The sequence below is a fragment of the Terrihabitans soli genome (assembly GCF_014191545.1).
In the GTDB taxonomy this organism is placed as follows: Bacteria; Pseudomonadota; Alphaproteobacteria; order Rhizobiales; family Methylopilaceae; genus Flaviflagellibacter; species Flaviflagellibacter soli.
The window spans coordinates 1172082-1191253 of sequence record NZ_AP023361.1; the positions used below are offsets into that span (position 1 = coordinate 1172082).

A 19172-nucleotide genomic window follows, 5' to 3' on the forward strand; every position below is an offset into this window, starting at 1 on the left:
TGTGAGGCCGGATACAAAAGTCTATCAGGGTTCGCTCGTTGGGGCGCGTCCTTCCCGAATCAAGGACATGAACATGCAGGATGAGAGGCAGGCGGGCGTGGCCGAGACCAAGAAAGAAGAAGGCGGGTTTCTCGAAACCCTGCGCGTCATTGCGCACGCCCTGATCATCGCGGTCGTCATCCGCACGGTTCTGTTTCAGCCTTTTTCCATTCCGTCGGGATCGATGAAGGAAACGCTGCTCGTCGGCGATTACCTCTTCGTGTCGAAATATTCCTACGGCTACAGCAAATATTCGATCCCGTTCTCGCCGCCGCTGTTTTCGGGCCGCATCATGGGCTCCGAGCCTGAGCGCGGCGATATCGTCGTCTTCAAACTGCCGACGGACAACGCCACCGATTACATCAAGCGCGTCATCGGCCTGCCGGGCGACAAGATTCAGATGATCGACGGCGTTCTGCAGATCAACGGTAAACCCGTGCCGAAAGAACGTATTGACGACTGGATCGAGGAAGAACCGTCGGGCCGCAAAGTCCGCATTCCGCGTTTCAAGGAAACGCTGCCGAACGGCGTCGTCCACGAGACGCTCGATCTGACGCCGAACGGCTTCAACGACAACACGCCGGTCTATGAAGTGCCGGCGGGTCATTTCTTCATGATGGGCGACAATCGCGACAACTCCACCGACAGCCGCGTCCAGTCGGCGGTGGGCTATGTCCCGTATGAAAATCTTGTCGGCCGCGCCGAGATCATCTTCTTCTCGGTTGAGGAAGGCAGCCATGCCTGGGCGTTCTGGGAATGGCCGTGGTCGGTGCGCTGGTCGCGCATCTTCAATCTGCTGTGACGAAGTCGCCGCGCGCCGCCGCCCGTGAAACGCTCGAAGCGCGCCTTGGCTATGCGTTCAAGAATGAGGATCTTCTCGATCTTGCGCTGACGCATGCCTCGGCCGCCGAAGGCGGCGATGTGCGGCTCGGCTCCTATCAGCGTCTTGAGTTTCTCGGCGACCGCGTGCTCGGCCTCGCCATCGCCGAGATGCTGTTCTCTCAATACAAGGACACGCCGGAAGGCGAGCTGTCGCAGCGCCTGTCCGAACTCGTCAGCGCCGATACCTGCGCCGAGATCGCGGTGGCGATGGATCTTGGCGCGGCGGTAAAGCTTGGTCCGGGCGAAGCGCGCAGCGGCGGCCGCAAGCGCAAAAGCATGTTGGCCGATGTCTGCGAGAGCGTCATCGCCGCGGTCTATCTCGACGGCGGCTTCGATGAAGCAAAGAGCCTCGTCGACCGCTTCTGGCGCGACCGGCTGATCAATCCGCGCCGGCCTTTGCGCGACGGCAAGACGGCGCTGCAGGAATGGGCGGCCTCGCGCGCCCTCGGCACGCCCGCCTATAAGCAGATCGAACGGGCAGGGCCTGACCATAATCCGCTCTTCCGTGTCGAAGTCGCGGTGAAAGGGTTCGAGACGGCGGTCGGCGAAGCGCGCACCAAGCGCGAGGCCGAGAAGGCTGCTGCCATCGCCTTTTTGACGCGCGAGGGCGTATGGACGGAAGGAAAGAGAAGTTGAGTGATCAGACGCGCTGCGGCTTCGTTGCGCTGATCGGCGCGCCCAATGCCGGCAAATCGACGCTTCTCAACGCCATGGTCGGCGCCAAGGTCTCGATCGTCACGCATAAGGTTCAGACGACGCGGGCTCTCGTGCGCGGCATCGCCATTCACGGCAACAGCCAGATCATCTTCGTCGATACGCCCGGCATTTTTTCGCCCAAGCGCCGTCTCGATCGCGCCATGGTCACGACCGCCTGGGGCGGCGCGAAAGATGCCGACCGCGTCGGCGTGCTCATCGATGCCAAAAAGGGCCTCGACGACGAAGCGCTGAAAATGCTCGAGAGCCTCGCCCAGGTAAAACGCCCGGTCTTTCTCGTCCTCAACAAGATCGATCTCGTAAAGCGCGATCAATTGCTGAAGCTTGCCGAAGAGGCCAATTCCAGATCCGCCTTCGAGCGCGTGTTCATGATTTCCGCCGAGACGGGCGACGGCGTCGAGGATCTGAAAACCTGGCTCGCCGGCGAGATGCCGGACGGGCCGTGGCTTTATCCGGAAGATCAGATTTCAGATCTGCCGCTGCGCATGCTCGCCGCGGAAGTCACGCGCGAAAAGCTGTTCCTGCGCCTCCACGAAGAACTGCCTTATTCCTCGACGGTTGAGACAGAACTCTGGGAAGTGAAGCCCGATGGTTCGGCGCGCGTCGAGCAGACGATCTATGTCGAGCGCGAGAGCCAGAAGAAGATCGTCATCGGCAAAGGCGGCCAGACCATCAAGGCCATCTCGACCGCAGCACGGCAGGAGATCGCCGAGATCGCCGAACATCCCGTCCATCTGTTCCTGTTCGTCAAAGTGCGCGAAAACTGGTCCGACGATCCCGAGCGCTATCGGGAAATGGGCCTGGAGTTTCCGAAGTAGGACAATAGGTTAGCGTCTGAGCGGCCTCGATCCCGTATTCACATCATCTCCATACCAGTGCGTTGCTGGCAACCATCCTTAGGCCATGCTGAGTTCAAGCGAGGGAGCAATTCCATGTTTGAATTTTTTGCAGGACCCGGAGGGTTGGTGGTTTCAGTATTGGCTGTGGGGGTCGTGAGGTTGCTCATGGGGCCTTCAGAGTTGGACACAGCCGATGGAAGGGCGAGAGGCGCAATCGCGTGCCTGTTGCTCCATTTTCATAGAAGGCAGAAATAAATGCACTGGTCCGATGAGGGCGTCGTCCTCTCCGCCCGTCCGCATGGCGAAAGCTCGGTCATTGTCGAGCTGCTGACGAAAGACCATGGCCGCCATCTCGGCCTTGTGCGGGGCGGGCGCTCGCGCACCCAGCGCCCCGTTCTGCAGCCCGGCAATCTCGTGCGCGCCGAATGGCGGGCGCGGCTCGACGAGCATCTCGGCAATTACACGCTGGAAGGCGTGACGCTGCGCGCTGCGCGCCTGATGGAAGCGCGTGCGCCGGTCTTTGGCCTCACCTGGATCTCCACGCTGACGCGGCTTCTGCCCGAGCGCGATCCGCATCCGGCGGTGTTCGACACGCTCGGCCTCGTGCTCGATCATTTGAGCGATCCGGATATCGGCCCGGCGCTGATGGTGCGGTTCGAGCTGGCGATGCTGGCCGAGCTTGGCTTCGGCCTCGATCTTTCCTCCTGCGCCTCGACCGGCGCGATGACTGATCTCATTTATGTCTCGCCGAAATCGGCGCGCGCGGTGTCGGCGGTGGCGGGCGAGCCCTATGCCGATCGGATGCTGAAGCTGCCGGCTTTTCTCATCTCGTCCTCGGTGAATGCCCATCCGCGCCCGGAGGACATTGCTTCGGGCTTCCGGCTGACCGGCTTCTTCCTCGCCCGCGATGTCTATGAGCCGCGCGGCATGGTCATGCCCGACGCGCGCGACGCCTATATAGCGGCCGTGAAAGGTTAAATCGATTTCTTGGAACTGATTCTTGCCTCGACTCAGGCCTTGAGGTAGCCACCCCCCATGGGAAAACAGGCCCCACCGCCCTCCGGCGGCGATCCGATTGAAACCATCGAGCTGCGCTCGGCGCTGGAGCAGCGCTACCTTGCCTATGCGCTGTCGACGATCACCCAGCGCGCGCTGCCCGATGCCCGTGACGGTCTGAAGCCTGTTCACCGCCGGCTGCTCTATGCGATGCGGCTGCTGCGGCTCGATCCCGGGCAGGCCTTCAAGAAATCCGCCCGCGTCGTCGGCGACGTCATCGGTAAATACCATCCGCATGGCGATCAGTCGGTCTATGACGCGCTGGTGCGCCTGGCGCAGGAATTTGCCCAGCGCTGGACGCTGGTCGAGGGGCAGGGGAATTTCGGCAATGTCGACGGCGATAACCCCGCCGCTATGCGCTACACCGAAGCGCGCCTGACTGAAGTCGCCCGCCTTCTGCTCGACGGGCTCGACGAGGGCACGGTCGATTTCCGCGAAACCTATGACGGCTCGGAAGAAGAGCCGATCGTTCTGCCCGCGGCGTTCCCGAACCTGCTCGCCAATGGCTCTCAGGGTATTGCGGTCGGCATGGCGACCTCGATCCCGCCGCACAACGCCGCCGAGCTTCTCGATGCTGCGGTGCATCTGATCGACAATCCGAAAGCCGATACCGACGACATTCTGAAGTTCATCCCCGGTCCGGATTTCCCGACCGGCGGCATTGTCGTCGAACCGGCGGGCTCGATTGCGGAAGCGTATAGAACGGGCCGCGGCGGTTTCCGCCTGCGCTCGAAATGGCATCAGGAAGATGCCGGCCGCGGCACCTGGGTGATCGTCGTCACGGAAATTCCGTGGCTCGTGCCGAAAAGCCGCCTGATCGAGCAGCTCGCCAGCATGGTGATCGACAAGAAGGTGCCGATCCTCGCCGATGTGCGCGATGAGAGCGCCGACGATATCCGCATCGTGCTCGAGCCGAAGGCGCGCACCGTCGATCCGGATGTGTTGATGGAGAGCCTGTTCAAGCTCACCGATCTCGAGACGCGCATCAGCCTCAATATGAACGTGCTGGTGAAGGGCCGCGTGCCGCAGGTGCTGGGCCTCGCGCCGGTGCTGCGGGAATGGCTGGCACATCGCCAGGAAGTCATCGTCCGCCGTGCCAAATTCCGCCTCGATGCCATCGACCGGCGCTTGGAGATTTTGGGCGGCCTTCTGATCGCCTTCCTCAATATCGATGAGGTCATCAAGATCATCCGCACCAAGGACGATCCCAAGGCCGAGCTGATCCGCAAATACAAGATCACCGAGATTCAGGCGGAAGCGATCCTCAATATCCGCCTGCGCGCTCTCGCCAAGCTCGAAGAAATTCAGATCCGCACCGAGCACAAAGAGCTCACCGAAGAAAAAGCGGATATCGAAAAGCTGCTGGGCTCCGAAGCGCGCCAGTGGACCAAGGTCAAGAAAGAGATCGCCGAAGTCCGCAAGACGTTCGGACCGTCAACTGCACTTGGCAAGCGCCGCACGGCCTTTGCCGAAGCCGGCGATCTTCCGGCCATCGACTTTACTGAGGCGCTGGTCGAGCGCGAGCCGATCACGGTCGTCGTCTCCGCCATGGGCTGGATCCGTGCGCTGAAGGGCCATGCGGACGATCTGTCGACGCTCGCCTTCAAGCAGGGCGATACGCTGAAGCATGCGTTCCGCACCGAGACGACGGCGAAGATTCTCGTGCTCGCGACCAACGGCAAGACGTTCACGCTCGATGCGTCGAAACTGCCGGGCGGCCGCGGCCATGGCGAGCCCATCCGTTTGCAGATCGATCTCGAAGACAGCGCCGACATCGCGCAGGTCTGGCCGCACCGGCCGGGCGCCAAGCGTCTGATCGTTGCGACCGACGGGCGCGGCTTCGTCGTGCCGGAAGACGATCTTCTCGCTTCGACGAAGAAGGGCCGCAACGTTCTGAACGTCGACAGCCCGGACGAAGCGCGCGTCGCCGTGCCGGCCGAAGGCGATCATGTCGCCGTCATCGGCCAGAACCGCAAGCTTCTGATCTTCCCGCTCAGCCAGGTTCCGGAAATGGGCCGCGGCCGCGGTGTGCGCCTGCAGAAATACAAGGACGGAACGATCTCCGACGCCATCACCTTCGTGCTGAAATCGGGCCTGACTTGGGTCGACAGTTCCGGGCGGAGCTTCACGCTCGATGCCAAGGAATTGCGCGACTGGATCGGCAACCGTTCCGATGCCGGCCGCCTGCCGCCGCGCGGTTTCCCCAAGACCAACCGCTTCACGCCGTATTGATCTTCTGCGCTTCAGTCGTTCCTGATCGGAAAGACGTTCTGGAGTTCTTCGATCCAGAGCGAGAATGCGATCAGTCCGATAACCGCGCAGACGCAGATGCTGATGTTGATCGCCTCGGTGAGCGTGATGTCGCGGGCCCGGGCCAGCACACGTGCTATCGATGCCGCGGTCATTCTGCGGGAACCGGGGGAGCGTTCGGATACAGGCGAGAGGCGGGCGCCTGCAGCATGTCCCAGCATTTGCGAAGCGCAGTGACGCAGAAGAAGCCGCCGGCGAGCTTGAAGCCTTCCTCGACCACTTCCGCCCAGACCTTGCCCTGGTGCGCCGACACATCGAGGTAAGACCACAGAGCGCCGAGGTCGCCGCCCATCAGATCGAACGCCACCATCACGGCAAAGCCGGTAAAGCCGAGGGCGAACAGCCACCATTGCCGGCGGAAGAAGACGATCTCGGCGCGGCCGGCGAACAGGGCGGCGAGCCCGGCAAGTCCGTACAGGCCGACGATCACATCGTCCAAATGGTTCGTGATGCGTGTCTGCTGCACTCCCAGTATCCAGTGGATCAGGCGATCGCTGGACTCATGCAGCTGCAGCATTTCATCGGCGCACAGAAAGAAGAAGCCCCAGCCGATCAGGCGCCAGATCCAGGCCGGGCGGAGCTTGTAAATTTCGAGCGCGAGAATTCCGCAGACGAGAAGCTGAAAGCCCGACAGGATCGAAACCGGACCCCATTCATCGAGGAACGGGTGCGGATCGTCCGGAATGCTCACCGACAGGGTGAACACCAACGCGTTGATCGCCGCGAGGCTGGATAGAAACCAGGGCGCGAGCGCGACCCCCAGAATGCGCTCTCTCATAGGTGATTTGTGACAACTCCATGACAAACCTGTCAAGAACCTGTCAGCGCGTCAGCGCCCCTAAGGATGAATCAGGCCTTCTAAGGCCCTCATACCGCGACATATTCGCACTTTTCCCGCGGGACTTGCGCCTTTATGGAAGGCCGTCCTCGTGCGGAGGTGTTTCCCCGATGAAGTCCTGGGTTTTTACGGCGCTGGTGTGCGCCGGGATCGTCATCGTGTCCTTGTCGGGCGCGTGCGCCGGAGAGCGCAAGATCAAGGTGACCAATGGCTCGTCCTCGATCATCGTCGAGCTGTATGCCTCGCCCCCCGAGCTCGGGGATTATCAGGCCAATATTCTTGGCGGCGCCACCAAGATTGCTCCTGGCGCATCGGCCAGCGTGACCTTCGAGGACGGGGGCGCCTGCGCCTTCGATTTCCAGGCCGTCACCGGCGATGAGGACATGTTCACCGCGCGCAATGTCGATATCTGCGCCTCACCGGACGTGAAGCTGCCGCAGTAGCGCTTGACCCGTCTTTCGGCCCCGCTAGCTTCACGCTCCAATGAGGGACCCCAAGATGCGCATCACCTGGTACGGCCATTCCGCCTTCAAGATCGAGTTCGACGGCAAGAGCATTCTGTTCGATCCGTTCATTTCGGGCTCGGGCTATAAAGGCGGCGCTGCCGAGGTCGCCAAGGGCACGACCCATATCTGCCTGACGCACGGCCATGGCGATCATGTCGGCGACACCGTGCAGATCGCCAAAGAGACCGGCGCCACCGTCATCTCCAGCTTCGAGATCGTGACCTGGCTGCAGGGGCAGGGGGTCGAGAAGGTCGAGCCGATGAACACCGGCGGCTCGATCACCGTGGACGGCTTCACCGTCACGCTCGTCCAGGCCTTCCATTCCTCGGGCGAGCTTGTGAACGGGGTCTTCGCCCAGCTCGGCCATCCGACCGGCATCATCATCGAAGCCAAGGGCCAGCCCACCGTCTATCACCTCGGGGACACCGCCCTGTTCGGCGATATGAAGCTGATCAACGAGCTCTATAAGCCCAAGATCGGCTTTGTGCCGATCGGCGACCGCTTCACCATGGGCGCCCGCACAGCCGCCTATGCGGTCAATAATTTCTTCGATTTCGACCTTGTTGTGCCCTGCCATTATGCGACTTTCGGCCTGCTGGATCAGTCGGCCGACAGCTTCAGGGCGCAGGTGACTAAAAAGACCGAGATCAGGGTTCCGGAAAAGGGCGTGCCCTTCGAGGTCTGAGGCGGCCTGACGCCTTGGCGGAACGCCCTCCGGGGTGCTATCCCGCCTATCGAATTTGTCCTCTTGAACAGGGTTTGGCATGGCGGTCGACGAGACCACGGTCCGGCGCGTCGCGCGGCTTGCGCGTATTGCCGTCAAAGACGAAGAAGTGACCCATCTCGCGGGAGAGTTGAACGCCATCCTCGCTTTCGTTGAGGAGCTGTCGGCGCTCGACGTTTCGGGCGTCGAGCCCCTCACGTCTGTCACCCCGATGAAGCTGCCGCTGCGGACCGATAAGGTCACCGCGGGCGGCGAGCCGGAAAAGGTCTTGTCCAACGCTCCCATCCGCGAGGGCAATTTCTACGTCGTGCCGAAAGTGGTCGAGTGATGAGCCATCTGACCGACCTCACGCTTGCCGAAGCCCGCGACGGCCTCAAAACAAAGAAATTCACCGCGGCGGAGCTGACGGATGCGCATGTCGCGGCCGTCGAAAAGGCGCGCCCGCTCAACGCCTATATTCTGGAAACGCCCGACAGAGCGCGCGCCATGGCGAAGGCCTCCGATGCGAAGCTCGCCAAGGGCGAGGGCGGAGCGCTCGAAGGCATTCCGCTCGGCATCAAGGATATGTTCGCGACCGAGGGCGTGCGCACGACCGCGTGCTCGAAAATCCTCGGCGAGTTCGTGCCGACTTATGAATCCACCGTCACCTCGCAGCTCTGGCGCGACGGTGCGGTGATGCTCGGCAAGCTGAACAATGACGAATTCGCCATGGGCTCGTCGAACGAGACGTCCGCCTTCGGCAATGTCATCAATCCCTGGCGCGCCAAAGGCTCGACCGAAAATCTCGTGCCCGGCGGCTCCTCGGGCGGCTCGTCCTCGGCGGTCGCCGCACGCCTTTGCCTCGGCGCCACGGGTACGGACACGGGCGGCTCGATCCGCCAGCCTGCCGCCTTCACCGGCATTGTCGGCATCAAGCCGACCTATGGCCGCTGCTCGCGCTGGGGCATTGTCGCGTTCGCGTCCTCGCTCGATCAGGCCGGGCCGTTTGCGCGCACCGTGCGCGACACCGCGATCCTGATGACGTCGATGGCCGGGCACGATCCGAAGGACTCGACCTCGGTCAATATCCCGGTGCCCGATTACGAGAAAGCCGTCGGCCGTTCGGTGAAGGGCCTCAAGATCGGCGTGCCGAAAGAATACCGCGTCGACGGTATGCCGGCCGAGATCGAAAAGCTCTGGCAGCAGGGGCGCGATGTCCTGAAAGCCGCCGGTGCCGAACTCGTCGAGATTTCTCTGCCGCACACGAAATACGCGCTGCCGGCCTATTACATCGTGGCGCCGGCCGAAGCTTCATCCAACCTCGCCCGTTATGACGGCGTGCGCTACGGCGCGCGCGTTGCGGGCAAGGATATCACCGCGATGTATGAGAATACCCGCGCTGCCGGTTTCGGCGCGGAAGTGAAGCGCCGCATCATGATCGGCACTTACGTTCTCTCCGCCGGTTATTACGACGCCTATTATGTCCGCGCCCAGAAAGTGCGCACGCTGATCAAGCGCGATTTCGACGAGGCGTTCGCCGCCGGAGTGGACGCGGTGCTGACGCCGACAACGCCGTCGCCGGCTTTCGCCATCGGCTCGAAGGGCTCCGCCGATCCGGTCGAAATGTATCTGAACGACATCTTCACCGTGACGGTGAACATGGCGGGCCTTCCGGGAATCTCTGTCCCGGCGGGATCGTCCACCGAGGGCCTGCCGCTCGGCCTTCAGCTCATCGGCCGTCCGTTCGACGAAGAGACATTGTTTGCGCTCGGTCAGGTGATCGAGGACGCTGCCGGCATTCATCCCAAGCCGGAGGCGTGGTGGTGAACGAGAAAGACGCCCTCGCATCCTGCCGCGCCGAAATCGACGCGCTCGATGCCGAGCTTGTGCGTCTGCTCGGCCGCCGTATCGAGGTTGTCGATCGCGTCATTGCGATCAAAGAGAAACACTCCATTCCGGCGCTTCTGCCGGAGCGGGTTGAGGAAGTGGTGGCGCATGTCCGTGAAGAGGCGGATGTCTGCGGCGCGCCGCCGGATCTTGCCGAGAAACTGTACCGGGCGTTGATCGCCTGGACGGTCGAATACGAAGAACGGAAGCTTGCCAAATGACGACGCTCGACGCTTTCAACTCTACCATTTCTGGCGATGCGCCGCCCGCGGGGCTGCCCAAACCGCTGCTCGCGCTCTGGTGGGCGAAGAAAGGCGATTGGGAGAAAGCGCATGCCACCGCCCAGTCCGACAAGACCAAGGACGGCGCCTGGGTCCATGGCTATCTGCACTGGGTCGAAGGCGATCTCGACAATTCGTCCTACTGGTACGGACAGTCCGGCCGCCGCCGCCCCGACACAGCGCTTGATGCCGAATGGGACAAGATCGCAGCAACGCTCCTCGCTGCAGCTCCGGTCGCGTGACGCCATGAAACGGCTCGCTCTCTCCGCACTCTTCCTCGCCGGCTTTGCCGTTGCGGCGGGAGCAGCGGAATTGCGGCCGCTCGACAACCCGACGGTCTGTCTCGATGGCTCTCAGGAGCTGAAGGCGGGAGAGCGCCACATCCGCAAGATCACGCTGGCGGACTGCAATCGTGAGCAGACCCAGAACGCGCGCCAGGGCGAAAAGAACACGATTTCGATCGGCTCGCTCTGCCTGCAGGCGATCGCGGTGGGCCAGCCGGAGGGCAAGCCTCCTGTCTATGAAGTGCTCGCAGCGCCGTGCACAGGCGGCCCCGGCCAGCGCTGGGCCATGCTGCGCGACGGACGCCTGACCTCGGGCGAGAAGCTCTGTCTCGGTGTCGAGGCGAAAGATGGCCAGCAGCGCGTCACCATGGTGCCGTGCAAGGAGCCGCCCGAAGATCGCACCGGCCAGCGCTGGGCCGTTTACGGCAAGTTCTAACAGGTAAAGATATGCTCGTTGAAACCCGTCCTGCCGATCCGAAAAAGCTCATCAAGGGCGCCGTTGCCGATTGGGAAATCATCATCGGCATGGAAGTCCATGCGCAGGTGACCTCGGAAGCCAAGCTCTTCTCCGGCGCTTCCACCGAGTTCGGCCGCCCGCCGAACTCGAACGTCTCGCTCGTCGATGCGGCGATGCCGGGCATGCTGCCGGTCATCAATGAGGAATGCGTGCGCCAGGCTGTGCGCACCGGGCTTGGCCTGCATGCGCAGATCAACGAGCATTCGGTCTTCGACCGCAAAAACTATTTCTATCCCGATCTGCCGCAGGGCTATCAGATCTCGCAGTTCAAAAGCCCGATCGTCGGCGAGGGCGAGGTCGTTCTCGATATGCCAGAAGGTCAGGTGAAGGTCGGCATCGAGCGGCTGCATCTCGAACAGGACGCCGGAAAGTCCATACACGATCAGGACCCGAACAATTCCTTCGTCGATCTCAACCGTTCGGGCGTCGCCCTGATGGAGATCGTCTCCAAGCCCGATTTGCGCTCCTCGGACGAGGCGCGTGCTTACGTAACGAAGCTGCGCACCATTCTGCGCTATCTCGGCACCTGCGACGGCGATATGGAGAAGGGCAATCTCAGAGCCGACGTCAACGTCTCCGTCCGCAAGCCCGGCGAGCCGTTCGGCACACGCTGCGAAATCAAGAACGTCAATTCGATCCGCTTCATCGGCCAGGCCGTCGAATACGAGGCGCGCCGCCAGATCGGCATTCTCGAAGACGGCGGCAAGATCGATCAGGAAACACGCCTGTTCGATCCGGGCCGCGGCGAGACGCGGTCGATGCGCTCGAAGGAAGAGGCGCACGATTACCGCTATTTCCCCGATCCCGATCTTCTGCCGCTCGATTTGCCCGATGGCCTGATTGAAGAGTTGAAGAAAGATCTTCCGGAACTGCCGGACGACAAGAAAGCGCGCTTCCAGAAGGAATACGGCCTGTCGGCTTACGACGCCGATGTGCTCGTCGCCGAAAAAGCCTCGGCTGATTTCTTCGAAACGGTCGCAAAAGGCCGCGACGGCAAGCTTGCCGCCAACTGGGTCATCAACGAACTCTTTGGCCGCCTCAACAAAGAGGGCAAGGACATCGAGACGAGCCCGGTCTCCGCAGCTCAGCTCGGCAGCCTTGTCGATCTCATCAAGGATCAGACGATCTCCGGCAAGATCGCCAAGGACGTCTTCGAAATCGTCTGGACGGATGGCGGCGATCCGAAAGAGATCGTCGAGACGCGCGGCCTGAAGCAGGTCACCGATACCGGCGCGATCGAGAAAGCCGTCGACGAGATCATCGCCGCAAATCCCGACAAGGCCGAACAGGCGCGGGCCAAGCCCGGAATGCTCGGCTGGTTTGTCGGCCAGGTCATGAAGTCGACCGGCGGCAAAGCCAACCCGCAGGCGGTGAGCGATCTGCTCAAGGCTAAACTGGGCGTCGAATGACATCCGGCGGGCAGGGGCCCCGGCGGGGCGTCTGGTTTTTCGCTGACTGGGCGCTCGATCGCCTTGGCAGCCTCAAAGCCATCGCGGTGTTCTGGACGGTCTATGCCGCGGTCTTTGCGCTGCTGCGCCTGGCGCGTTCGAGTTTCTTGCCGTTCGACGACGCCATCTCCGCCGAAGCGACGCAGCATGTCTTGCTGCCCGCCTATTCGGCGCGCAATCCGCCGCTCTACGAATGGTTTTTATGGGCCGTTCAGGAGATCACCGGGCCCGGCGTTGCGGGACACATCATCCTGCGCTCGGTGCTGCTCGTCGTCATCGGCGTTCTGATGTTCGACACGGTGCGCAGCCTGTCGCGTGATACGCGTCTTGCCGCCGCCGCCTCGGTTAGCCTTCTGGCTTTCTATGCCTTCACCTGGCAGGTGCATATTGCGCTGACGCAGTCACTGTTCGTGTTCATCTGCCTTTTGCTGATGATCCGGCTGCTCGACAGCTTCTGCCGCAAGCCGGGCGCTCTGCGCGCGCTTGGCCTTGGCCTCTCAATGGGCTGTGGTATTCTTGCCAAATGGAGCTTCGTGCTGCCGGCTGCGGCGGCTTTCATCGTGCTCCTTCTCGATCCGCGCGCGCGCCGCGCCGGCGTCGGCTATTTCCTTCTGATCATCGCCGCCTGCGTCATCCCGGTTCTGCCCACCGCTGTGTTTTTCATGGAGGCGAGGGCCGATCTTGCCGGCGCGTCCGAACGTATTCTTCTGCGCGACGGCGCCGATACGCATATCGGGCGCGTGCTGCAGGGCCTCAGCGGCGTGATCCTGAAAACCGCCGCCTTCTTCGTGCCGTTCCTTGTCTTCGTCATCGCCGCTTATGCGCGCCTGCGCGTCCGGCCGCGCTATGCGACGGGCGATCAATCGGCCGGGATCGTCACGCGCTTTATCGTGGTTCAGGCGCTCGTTCTGTTCGCGGCGATTGTCATTGTCGGCATCGCCAATGTCACCGAGCGCTATGTCTACACGCTCGCCGTTCCGATGATGATCGCCTTCTGGCTCAGCATGGCGGTGCCGCCGGTGCGCGAGACGCTCACGCGTTTTGTCGTCAATGGCGCGTTTTTGTCGCTCGCGGTCGTTCTTCTCATCAAGATCGGCCTTGTCCTTGAGGCCATGATCCCAGGCGGGCGCGTTATCTCCGAGGTCGTGCCTTATCCGGCTTTGGCGCGCGAGCTTGAGGCGCGCGGCTATGGCGCCGGCGGCATTGTCACGCCGGACCGCCTGTTTTCCGGAAATCTTGTCGAGCTTTTGCCTGAGGCCTCCGTCGTTGCCGCAGTGTCGGACCGGTTGTTGCCGCCGAAGACCTATAGTCCTGACGAGACCTGCATCGTCATCTGGGAAGTCGAGCCGCGCGAAAGATGGCGGCCGAACCTTCTGGATGCATCCGCGCTCGCCTCCGCTCAGAGGCTTGAGATCGTGGGCTCGAATGGCGGGATCGGCGCTCCGCGCCGCGGCGTCTGGAACTATGTCGATCTCGGCAGGAATGCCGATGTCTGCCGCCGAGAGATCGGCGTTCGTTAAACCAAAAAAAGGACCCGCCACGTCCGCGGGAGAGAGTCTCTGCACACGCTGGGGCGCGCTGCGGGAGGCAAACATTGCGGCCGTGACGGGTTTGCATGTGCCGGTGCAGCGGCCGGCAAGCTGAACTCCTGCGGGGTCTTGGGGGATGCCCGCGGAAAGGAGTTAAGCGAGCCCGCGTTTCCGCAAGATGTCCGGTATGTTTCCAAACATTTCCGTGAGGCGGCTTTCCGGGACCCCTGACTAAAGCTGCAGAAAACCTGCTGGAACCCGCCGTACCCTCTCCACATTTCCACTGCACGCTTCGCTTTGCTGGAATGAAACGTCTGATCTTCGCCTTCGCCCTCCTTTTCATCGTATCCCTCGGCAGCCATGCCTTCTGGTGGTGGAACCAGGGCTGGCCGGATTCTTGGGCCGATGCCGATTGGGCATCCGCCGAGCTTCTGCCGAAGGCCGAAGACGAGCCTGGGGCCGTCGTCCATGTGCTCGGCGCGCGCGTCGGCAATTGGCGCGGCATCTTCGCCCATCATTCCTGGGTCGTGATCAAGGAGAAGGGCGCCAAGACCTATACGCGCTACGATGTCGTCGGTTGGGGCCAGCCGGTGCGAACCAATATCCGCGATGTCGACGGCCGCTGGTACGGCAACACGCCCGTAGTGCTGAAAACGCTGCGCGGCGCGGACGCCGAGGCCGCCATCCCGAAAATCAGAAAAGCCGTCGCCGAATATCCGTTCCGCGGTTTGGGTACATACCGGGCCTGGCCGGGGCCGAACTCCAATACGTTTGTTGCCTATATCGCAACGCGGGCGCCCGAGCTTGCCGGCGGTCTTCTGCCGACTGCGCTCGGCAAGGATTTCCGCAATGCGGGCTTTTATGCTGGTGCGGCGCCGTCAGGCGGCGGCTGGCAGGTCTCGTGGAATGGCGTTGCCGGTCTCACGGTCGGCTGGGTCGAAGGGGTCGAGATCAATATTCTCGGCGCCGTCACCGGCCTCGATATCCGTCGCCCGGCGCTGAAACTGCCGGGCTGGGGCCGCATCGGCCTGTCTCCCTCTTAAGAAGGCCGCCCGCATAAAAGAAAACGGCGGCCGAAGCCGCCGTTTCCGTTTCAGCGTGTGAGGATTATTCCCACCAGGCGAGGTCGGTCAGCTTCTCGCCGCCCTCGAGCTTCATCGCTTCTTTCGCCGCGCCCGTTTCGAGATCGACCGAATAGAGCGTGCCGCCATGGGCGAGCCATGCCGAATTCTTGATGCCGTCGGAGACGATGTTGAAGGCGACAGGACCCGTCGGCGTCATGCCGATCGAGCCGATCGTGTTGAGCACGCCGTCATTGGGCGGATCCTGCTTCACCAGCGCGCCGCTCGCATCGATATTGTAGAGCGCGGTCTTTTCCGGCTTCGGGCCGTTCTTCGAATTGGTGTAAGCACCCGCAACGACTTTCGGCGTCTTGCTCGCAGAGGCATCGCCCTCCTTGAAAGCGTGCGGCTTGTCGGCCGTCGCTTTGCCGTCATCGACATTGATGCGCAAGTTCGTGCCGTCATCGGCCATCACACGAAGACGATCCGCGACCGGGTTGAAATCGATGGTGGCGGTTGAGCCGGCTTTCAGGCCCTCGCTGAGTTTCGACTTTTCCGTCGTCTTGCCGGTTGCGGTGTCGATGGTCACGACAGCGCCGTCGGCAGTGACGCCGTAGAGCGCGCCGTCCGAAGGGCGCACATCCAGGCCCCAGATCGGCTTGTCGAGGCTGACGGTCTTGGTGGCTTTGCCCGCGGCATCGAACAGGACGAGGCTGTCGGTGCCCGAAAGGCCGATCAGCGTATCGGCGGAGGCCGCCGCGGCGTTCAGTGAAATGGCGGCGAGAAGAGCGCAGGCAAAGGCTGGTCTGGTCGTCATTTGGAAGTCTCCCTATCCCGGACCCGATGCCCGGAGAGGAAGCTACGAAGGGAGGAGGCCCTTCGGATGCAGGGGGGTGTTGCCGAAGCTCGTCCGAGCGCCTATCTCGCGGCCATCCACTCCGGAGATGACCCATGGCCGCGCTGCAGAAAGAACCGATCGATCTCTATTTCTGGCCGACGCCGAACGGGCTCAAGATCACGGTCTTTCTGGAAGAGGCGGGCCTGCCGTACCGCATCATCCCGGTGAATATCGGTAAGGGCGATCAGTTCAAGCCGGAGTTCCTGGCGATCTCGCCGAACAACCGCATGCCGGCGATCGTCGATCCGGAAGGCCCGGACGGCAAGCCGATCTCCGTCTTCGAATCCGGCGCCATCCTCCAATATCTCGGCCGCAAGACCGGCAAGTTCTATCCGGCGGACGAGCGCGCCCGCGTCGAGGTCGAGCAATGGCTGATGTGGCAGATGGGCGGCCTCGGGCCCATGGCCGGCCAGGCCAATCATTTCCGCCTCTATGCGCCCGAACAGGTGCCCTACGGCATCGAGCGCTACACCAAGGAAGTGAACCGCCTTTACGGCGTCATGAACAAGCGGCTTGCCGATCGCGATTATCTGGCCGGCGACGTCTCCATCGCTGATTTTGCCGCAATCGGCTGGGCCCGCGGCTGGGAGCGCCAGGGCCAGGACATCACGCAATTCCCGAACCTCAAGGCCTGGCTCGATCGTATGCAGGCGCGGCCCGCAACGGCGCGGGGTCTGGCCGTGACGGGCGATTGCCAGAAGACCGACCTTGCCAAGGATAAGGACGCACAGAAGGTCCTGTTCGGCCAAACCGCCAGATAAGGGCCGGGCGGCCAAAACTCGCTCGTTAAGGCTTGATCCAAATCATGGGGAACTAGCCCCGGCTGTGGAACGTTGATCCCGGAATTCTCTATTAGCCTTCCGGGAGACACTCTTTATGGCCACCTCACCGCGCACGAAAACCGCTGCGAGCCCGAAAACGGCCCGCGGCACAGGCCGCCGCAAAAAGGCCGGCTCGAAAAAGCGCAGCACCGCGGCAAAAGCCGCCGCCGCTTCGCGCAGCGCCAACACCACATTCAACGACATCGACAAGCTGCGCGATGATCTCGTCAAGCTCTCGCAGAGCGTCTCGGCGCTTCTGACCTCGCGCGCGACGGATGCGCGCGATCTCGTGACCGAAACCGCCAGCGACTATTACGACACCGGCGTCGAATATGCGCAGGATGCGCAGCTCCAGGTGCGCGGCATGGCCTCCGATGTCGCCAAACAGGTGCAGAGCAATCCGCTCGCGGCTGTCGGCATCGTCTTCGGTGTCGGCTATCTGATCGGTCTTATGAGGCGCAAATAATGCTGCAGGCGCTCCTTGCTTCCGGCGCGCTGTTTTCCGGCATAAAGGCGGAAGCAACGGCGCGCGCTCAGCGCATCGCGTTCATGATCGCCATGTCGGTCGTGGCGCTGGTGTTCCTCCTGGTCGGTCTCGGCGCGCTGGCCACGGCTGCGGCGATCATGCTCGAACCGCAGCTCGGTCTTCCGGGCGCGATTGCAGCGGTCGGCGGCGTTGCCATCGTCATTGCGCTCATTCTTGTTCTTGTCGGTACGCATAAGAAATCCGCCACGGCGGCGACCACGAAAACCCCGGCAAATGCAGCGAATTCGGCCATTCCCGGCATCGCGGAATCGGCCTCCCAGCAGCCGGTTCCGTGGCTCCTCGGCGCCCTTGCGCTCGGATTGATGCTCGGCCGCAAGAGCTGATCTTGTGGTTTCGGAAGAGTTTAAGGCCCGCCGGCGCCCCCGGCGGGCTTTTTCGTGGATTCCCCTGAAAACCCGGGAAATCCAATAGTTAATCAGGGCTGAAATTTACGTCGCATTTGAATTTGATTCAGCGCCAATTAAGCGAGAATTTTAGACGTCCGTACACGGGCACACGGCACACTCCCCTTCAAGGCAGGCAAAAAGCTGCCCCGGCCGAAAAGGCCAAAAACGACGGGGAATTTAGTCATGAAGTATCTCGATATCGGCGCGCTGGAAAATGCCGCCCTGGGCGCCCCCAATGCCCGCGGCGACATCTTTGTCCAGCTGGGTCTTATGTATTCGAACGGCCGCACCGTGCAGCCGGATCGCGTTCAGGCCCATAAATGGTTCAACCTCGCGGCCTCCAAGGGCCATAGCGAAGCAGCCCGTTACCGCAAGGAACTGGCGGCGGAAATGAGCGAGGACGACATTGCCGAGGCACAGCGCGCCGCGCGCAAATGGGTCTCGACGCACTAACTGCTCAAACCGGCTGTTGCCGGGTTTGAGAGTTATGAACCACGGAACGCGGGACACCCGAGTTCGTCCATTGCCGGGCAGCCCGGACAGTCCTATCTTTAAGGGATAAGGATGAGGTCGCGGCTGTGTCGTGACCGGGTCATGGGCGGGGCGCCCGATCAGGCCGTTGCGGCCTCTCGATAATGTTCGGGAGGAATGGCCGATGACAATCCGTAACCCAGTCGAATGGGCCTGGCATAATTTCAGCCTCAGCGGCTTCAATCCGCGTGCCTATTACAGGACGCAGGATGAGCTGAGCGATCCCGTTCCGCAGATCCGCAAAATCGGCATATCCGATCTCGCCGACGCCGTGGCGAAGGGCGTGCGCGATTTCGCCGAAAGCCGCACCGACGTCCTCTTTATCGGCATCATCTATCCCCTGGCGGGCCTCGTCCTCGCCCAGCTCGTCATCGGCAATGATATGCTGCCGCTCATTTTCCCGCTGATATCCGGCTTTGCGCTGCTCGGCCCTGTGGCCGCCGCCGGCCTTTATGAAATGAGCCGAAGGCGCGAGCAGGGGCTCGAGCCGAACTGGACCGACAGTTTCCAGGTCATGGCGCGGCCGAGCTTCGGCGCGCTTCTGGTGCTCGCGGTCATCACGATCTGCGGCTTCTTCGTCTGGCTTGCAACCGCATGGGGCATTTACAGCCTGACAATGGGCCCTGAAAGCTCGGCCTCGTTGACGAGCTTCATCAGCGATGTCTTTACGACGACGCGCGGCTGGGCGCTTATTGTCGTCGGCTGCGGCGTCGGCTTTGTCTTTGCGCTTGCCGTGCTCGCAACGAGCGTCTTTGCGTTCCCGCTTCTGCTCGATCGCAAAGTCTCGCTGGTCACCGCGGTCGGTACATCCGTCCGCGCCTTCCGCCTCAATCTCGTGCCGATGCTGATCTGGGGCTTTTTCGTCGCGCTCAGCCTTCTCATCGGCGCGATCCCGCTGCTTCTGGGTCTCATCATCGTCGTGCCGGTGCTCGGCCATTCCACCTGGCACCTTTACCGAAAAGTTCTCGCCTAAGATCGCGGTAACACTTCGCTTACCATGCGCCGCCCCGGACGTTCACAAAACGCCCGGGGCGGTTGCGTTCTGATGCTCTGAGGCACGGAATTACGCCGCCTAATTGCGCTTAAGGTTCGCTT

At 62.3% G+C, this 19172-nt stretch carries 23 protein-coding genes; 20 read left to right on the forward strand and 3 right to left on the reverse strand.

Going from position 1 to position 19172, the window contains the following annotated elements:
- Positions 1-73 precede the first annotated feature (73 nt).
- The 5 genes from lepB (at position 74) to parC (ending at position 5762) form a co-directional block, all read left to right on the forward strand.
- Positions 74-841, forward strand: a complete 768-nt coding sequence (gene lepB / locus IZ6_RS06105) for a signal peptidase I (RefSeq protein WP_222877110.1) — start codon at positions 74-76, stop codon at positions 839-841.
- A complete protein-coding gene (rnc, locus tag IZ6_RS06110; protein WP_222877111.1) occupies positions 796-1557 on the forward strand; it encodes a ribonuclease III in 762 nt (253 codons plus the stop codon). Before lepB ends, rnc begins: the two co-directional genes overlap by 46 nt.
- Positions 1533-2453 (forward strand): GTPase Era, encoded by a 921-nt coding sequence (era, locus tag IZ6_RS06115; RefSeq protein ID WP_222877112.1) that lies wholly within the window; start codon positions 1533-1535, stop codon positions 2451-2453. The genes rnc and era overlap by 25 nt, the downstream gene beginning before the upstream one ends.
- 276 nt (positions 2454-2729) lie before the next feature.
- Positions 2730-3452 (forward strand): DNA repair protein RecO, encoded by a 723-nt coding sequence (gene recO / locus IZ6_RS06120; RefSeq protein ID WP_222877113.1) that lies wholly within the window; start codon positions 2730-2732, stop codon positions 3450-3452.
- A 57-nt stretch (positions 3453-3509) separates the two neighbouring features.
- Entirely contained in the window at positions 3510-5762 is a 2253-nt protein-coding gene (parC, locus tag IZ6_RS06125; protein ID WP_222877114.1) for a DNA topoisomerase IV subunit A, read from the forward strand.
- Positions 5763-5773: 11 nt separating this feature from the next.
- Here parC and IZ6_RS06130 read toward each other — a convergent pair whose 3' ends face one another.
- Complete coding sequence (locus tag IZ6_RS06130; protein WP_222877115.1) at positions 5774-5935, reverse strand: hypothetical protein; 162 nt, start codon at positions 5933-5935, stop codon at positions 5774-5776.
- Positions 5932-6618 carry a hypothetical protein gene (locus IZ6_RS06135; RefSeq protein WP_222877116.1) on the reverse strand — a complete coding sequence of 229 codons (687 nt, stop codon included), beginning with the start codon at positions 6616-6618 and terminating at the stop codon, positions 5932-5934. The genes IZ6_RS06130 and IZ6_RS06135 overlap by 4 nt, the downstream gene beginning before the upstream one ends.
- A 170-nt stretch (positions 6619-6788) precedes the next feature.
- On the opposite strand from IZ6_RS06135, the gene IZ6_RS06140 reads away from it, so the two are divergent.
- The 10 genes from IZ6_RS06140 to IZ6_RS06185 all read left to right on the forward strand — a co-directional run bounded on the left by IZ6_RS06140 (position 6789) and on the right by IZ6_RS06185 (position 14876).
- Positions 6789-7121: a hypothetical protein gene (locus IZ6_RS06140; RefSeq protein WP_222877117.1), complete on the forward strand. Its 333-nt coding sequence runs from the start codon at positions 6789-6791 to the stop codon at positions 7119-7121.
- 55 nt (positions 7122-7176) lie between these two features.
- A complete protein-coding gene (locus IZ6_RS06145; protein WP_222877118.1) occupies positions 7177-7869 on the forward strand; it encodes a metal-dependent hydrolase in 693 nt (230 codons plus the stop codon).
- A 79-nt stretch (positions 7870-7948) separates the two neighbouring features.
- Positions 7949-8236: an Asp-tRNA(Asn)/Glu-tRNA(Gln) amidotransferase subunit GatC gene (gene gatC, locus IZ6_RS06150; protein ID WP_222877119.1), complete on the forward strand. Its 288-nt coding sequence runs from the start codon at positions 7949-7951 to the stop codon at positions 8234-8236.
- A complete protein-coding gene (gatA, locus tag IZ6_RS06155) occupies positions 8236-9714 on the forward strand; it encodes an Asp-tRNA(Asn)/Glu-tRNA(Gln) amidotransferase subunit GatA (RefSeq protein ID WP_222877120.1) in 1479 nt (492 codons plus the stop codon). Before gatC ends, gatA begins: the two co-directional genes overlap by 1 nt.
- Positions 9711-9995 carry a chorismate mutase gene (locus IZ6_RS06160; RefSeq protein WP_225874020.1) on the forward strand — a complete coding sequence of 95 codons (285 nt, stop codon included), beginning with the start codon at positions 9711-9713 and terminating at the stop codon, positions 9993-9995. The genes gatA and IZ6_RS06160 overlap by 4 nt, the downstream gene beginning before the upstream one ends.
- On the forward strand, positions 9992-10297 hold the full coding sequence (locus IZ6_RS06165) for a hypothetical protein (protein ID WP_222877122.1): 306 nt from the start codon (positions 9992-9994) through the stop codon (positions 10295-10297). Before IZ6_RS06160 ends, IZ6_RS06165 begins: the two co-directional genes overlap by 4 nt.
- Before the next feature lie 4 nt (positions 10298-10301).
- The gene (locus IZ6_RS06170; RefSeq protein WP_222877123.1) at positions 10302-10775 is read left to right on the forward strand and encodes a ricin-type beta-trefoil lectin domain protein; all 474 of its coding nucleotides are present in this window, start codon (positions 10302-10304) and stop codon (positions 10773-10775) included.
- Positions 10776-10786: 11 nt separating this feature from the next.
- Positions 10787-12265 carry an Asp-tRNA(Asn)/Glu-tRNA(Gln) amidotransferase subunit GatB gene (gene gatB, locus IZ6_RS06175; protein ID WP_222877124.1) on the forward strand — a complete coding sequence of 493 codons (1479 nt, stop codon included), beginning with the start codon at positions 10787-10789 and terminating at the stop codon, positions 12263-12265.
- Entirely contained in the window at positions 12262-13824 is a 1563-nt protein-coding gene (locus IZ6_RS06180; protein ID WP_222877125.1) for an ArnT family glycosyltransferase, read from the forward strand. Before gatB ends, IZ6_RS06180 begins: the two co-directional genes overlap by 4 nt.
- A gap of 314 nt (positions 13825-14138) precedes the next feature.
- A complete protein-coding gene (locus tag IZ6_RS06185; protein ID WP_222877126.1) occupies positions 14139-14876 on the forward strand; it encodes a DUF3750 domain-containing protein in 738 nt (245 codons plus the stop codon).
- Between the two features lie 64 nt (positions 14877-14940).
- On the opposite strand, the gene IZ6_RS06190 is transcribed toward IZ6_RS06185, so the two are convergent.
- Complete coding sequence (locus tag IZ6_RS06190; RefSeq protein ID WP_222877127.1) at positions 14941-15711, reverse strand: DUF4394 domain-containing protein; 771 nt, start codon at positions 15709-15711, stop codon at positions 14941-14943.
- A 134-nt stretch (positions 15712-15845) separates the two neighbouring features.
- On the opposite strand from IZ6_RS06190, the gene IZ6_RS06195 reads away from it, so the two are divergent.
- The 5 genes from IZ6_RS06195 to IZ6_RS06215 all read left to right on the forward strand — a co-directional run bounded on the left by IZ6_RS06195 (position 15846) and on the right by IZ6_RS06215 (position 19050).
- Complete coding sequence (locus IZ6_RS06195; protein ID WP_222877128.1) at positions 15846-16553, forward strand: glutathione binding-like protein; 708 nt, start codon at positions 15846-15848, stop codon at positions 16551-16553.
- A gap of 115 nt (positions 16554-16668) precedes the next feature.
- Positions 16669-17079 carry an ElaB/YgaM/YqjD family protein gene (locus tag IZ6_RS06200; protein WP_222877129.1) on the forward strand — a complete coding sequence of 137 codons (411 nt, stop codon included), beginning with the start codon at positions 16669-16671 and terminating at the stop codon, positions 17077-17079.
- Positions 17079-17483 (forward strand): phage holin family protein, encoded by a 405-nt coding sequence (locus tag IZ6_RS06205; RefSeq protein ID WP_222877130.1) that lies wholly within the window; start codon positions 17079-17081, stop codon positions 17481-17483. The genes IZ6_RS06200 and IZ6_RS06205 overlap by 1 nt, the downstream gene beginning before the upstream one ends.
- A gap of 246 nt (positions 17484-17729) precedes the next feature.
- The gene (locus IZ6_RS06210; protein WP_222877131.1) at positions 17730-17999 is read left to right on the forward strand and encodes an SEL1-like repeat protein; all 270 of its coding nucleotides are present in this window, start codon (positions 17730-17732) and stop codon (positions 17997-17999) included.
- A gap of 202 nt (positions 18000-18201) precedes the next feature.
- Positions 18202-19050, forward strand: coding sequence for a DUF2189 domain-containing protein (locus IZ6_RS06215; protein ID WP_222877132.1), 849 nt, complete (start codon positions 18202-18204; stop codon positions 19048-19050).
- Positions 19051-19172: the final 122 nt, after the last annotated feature.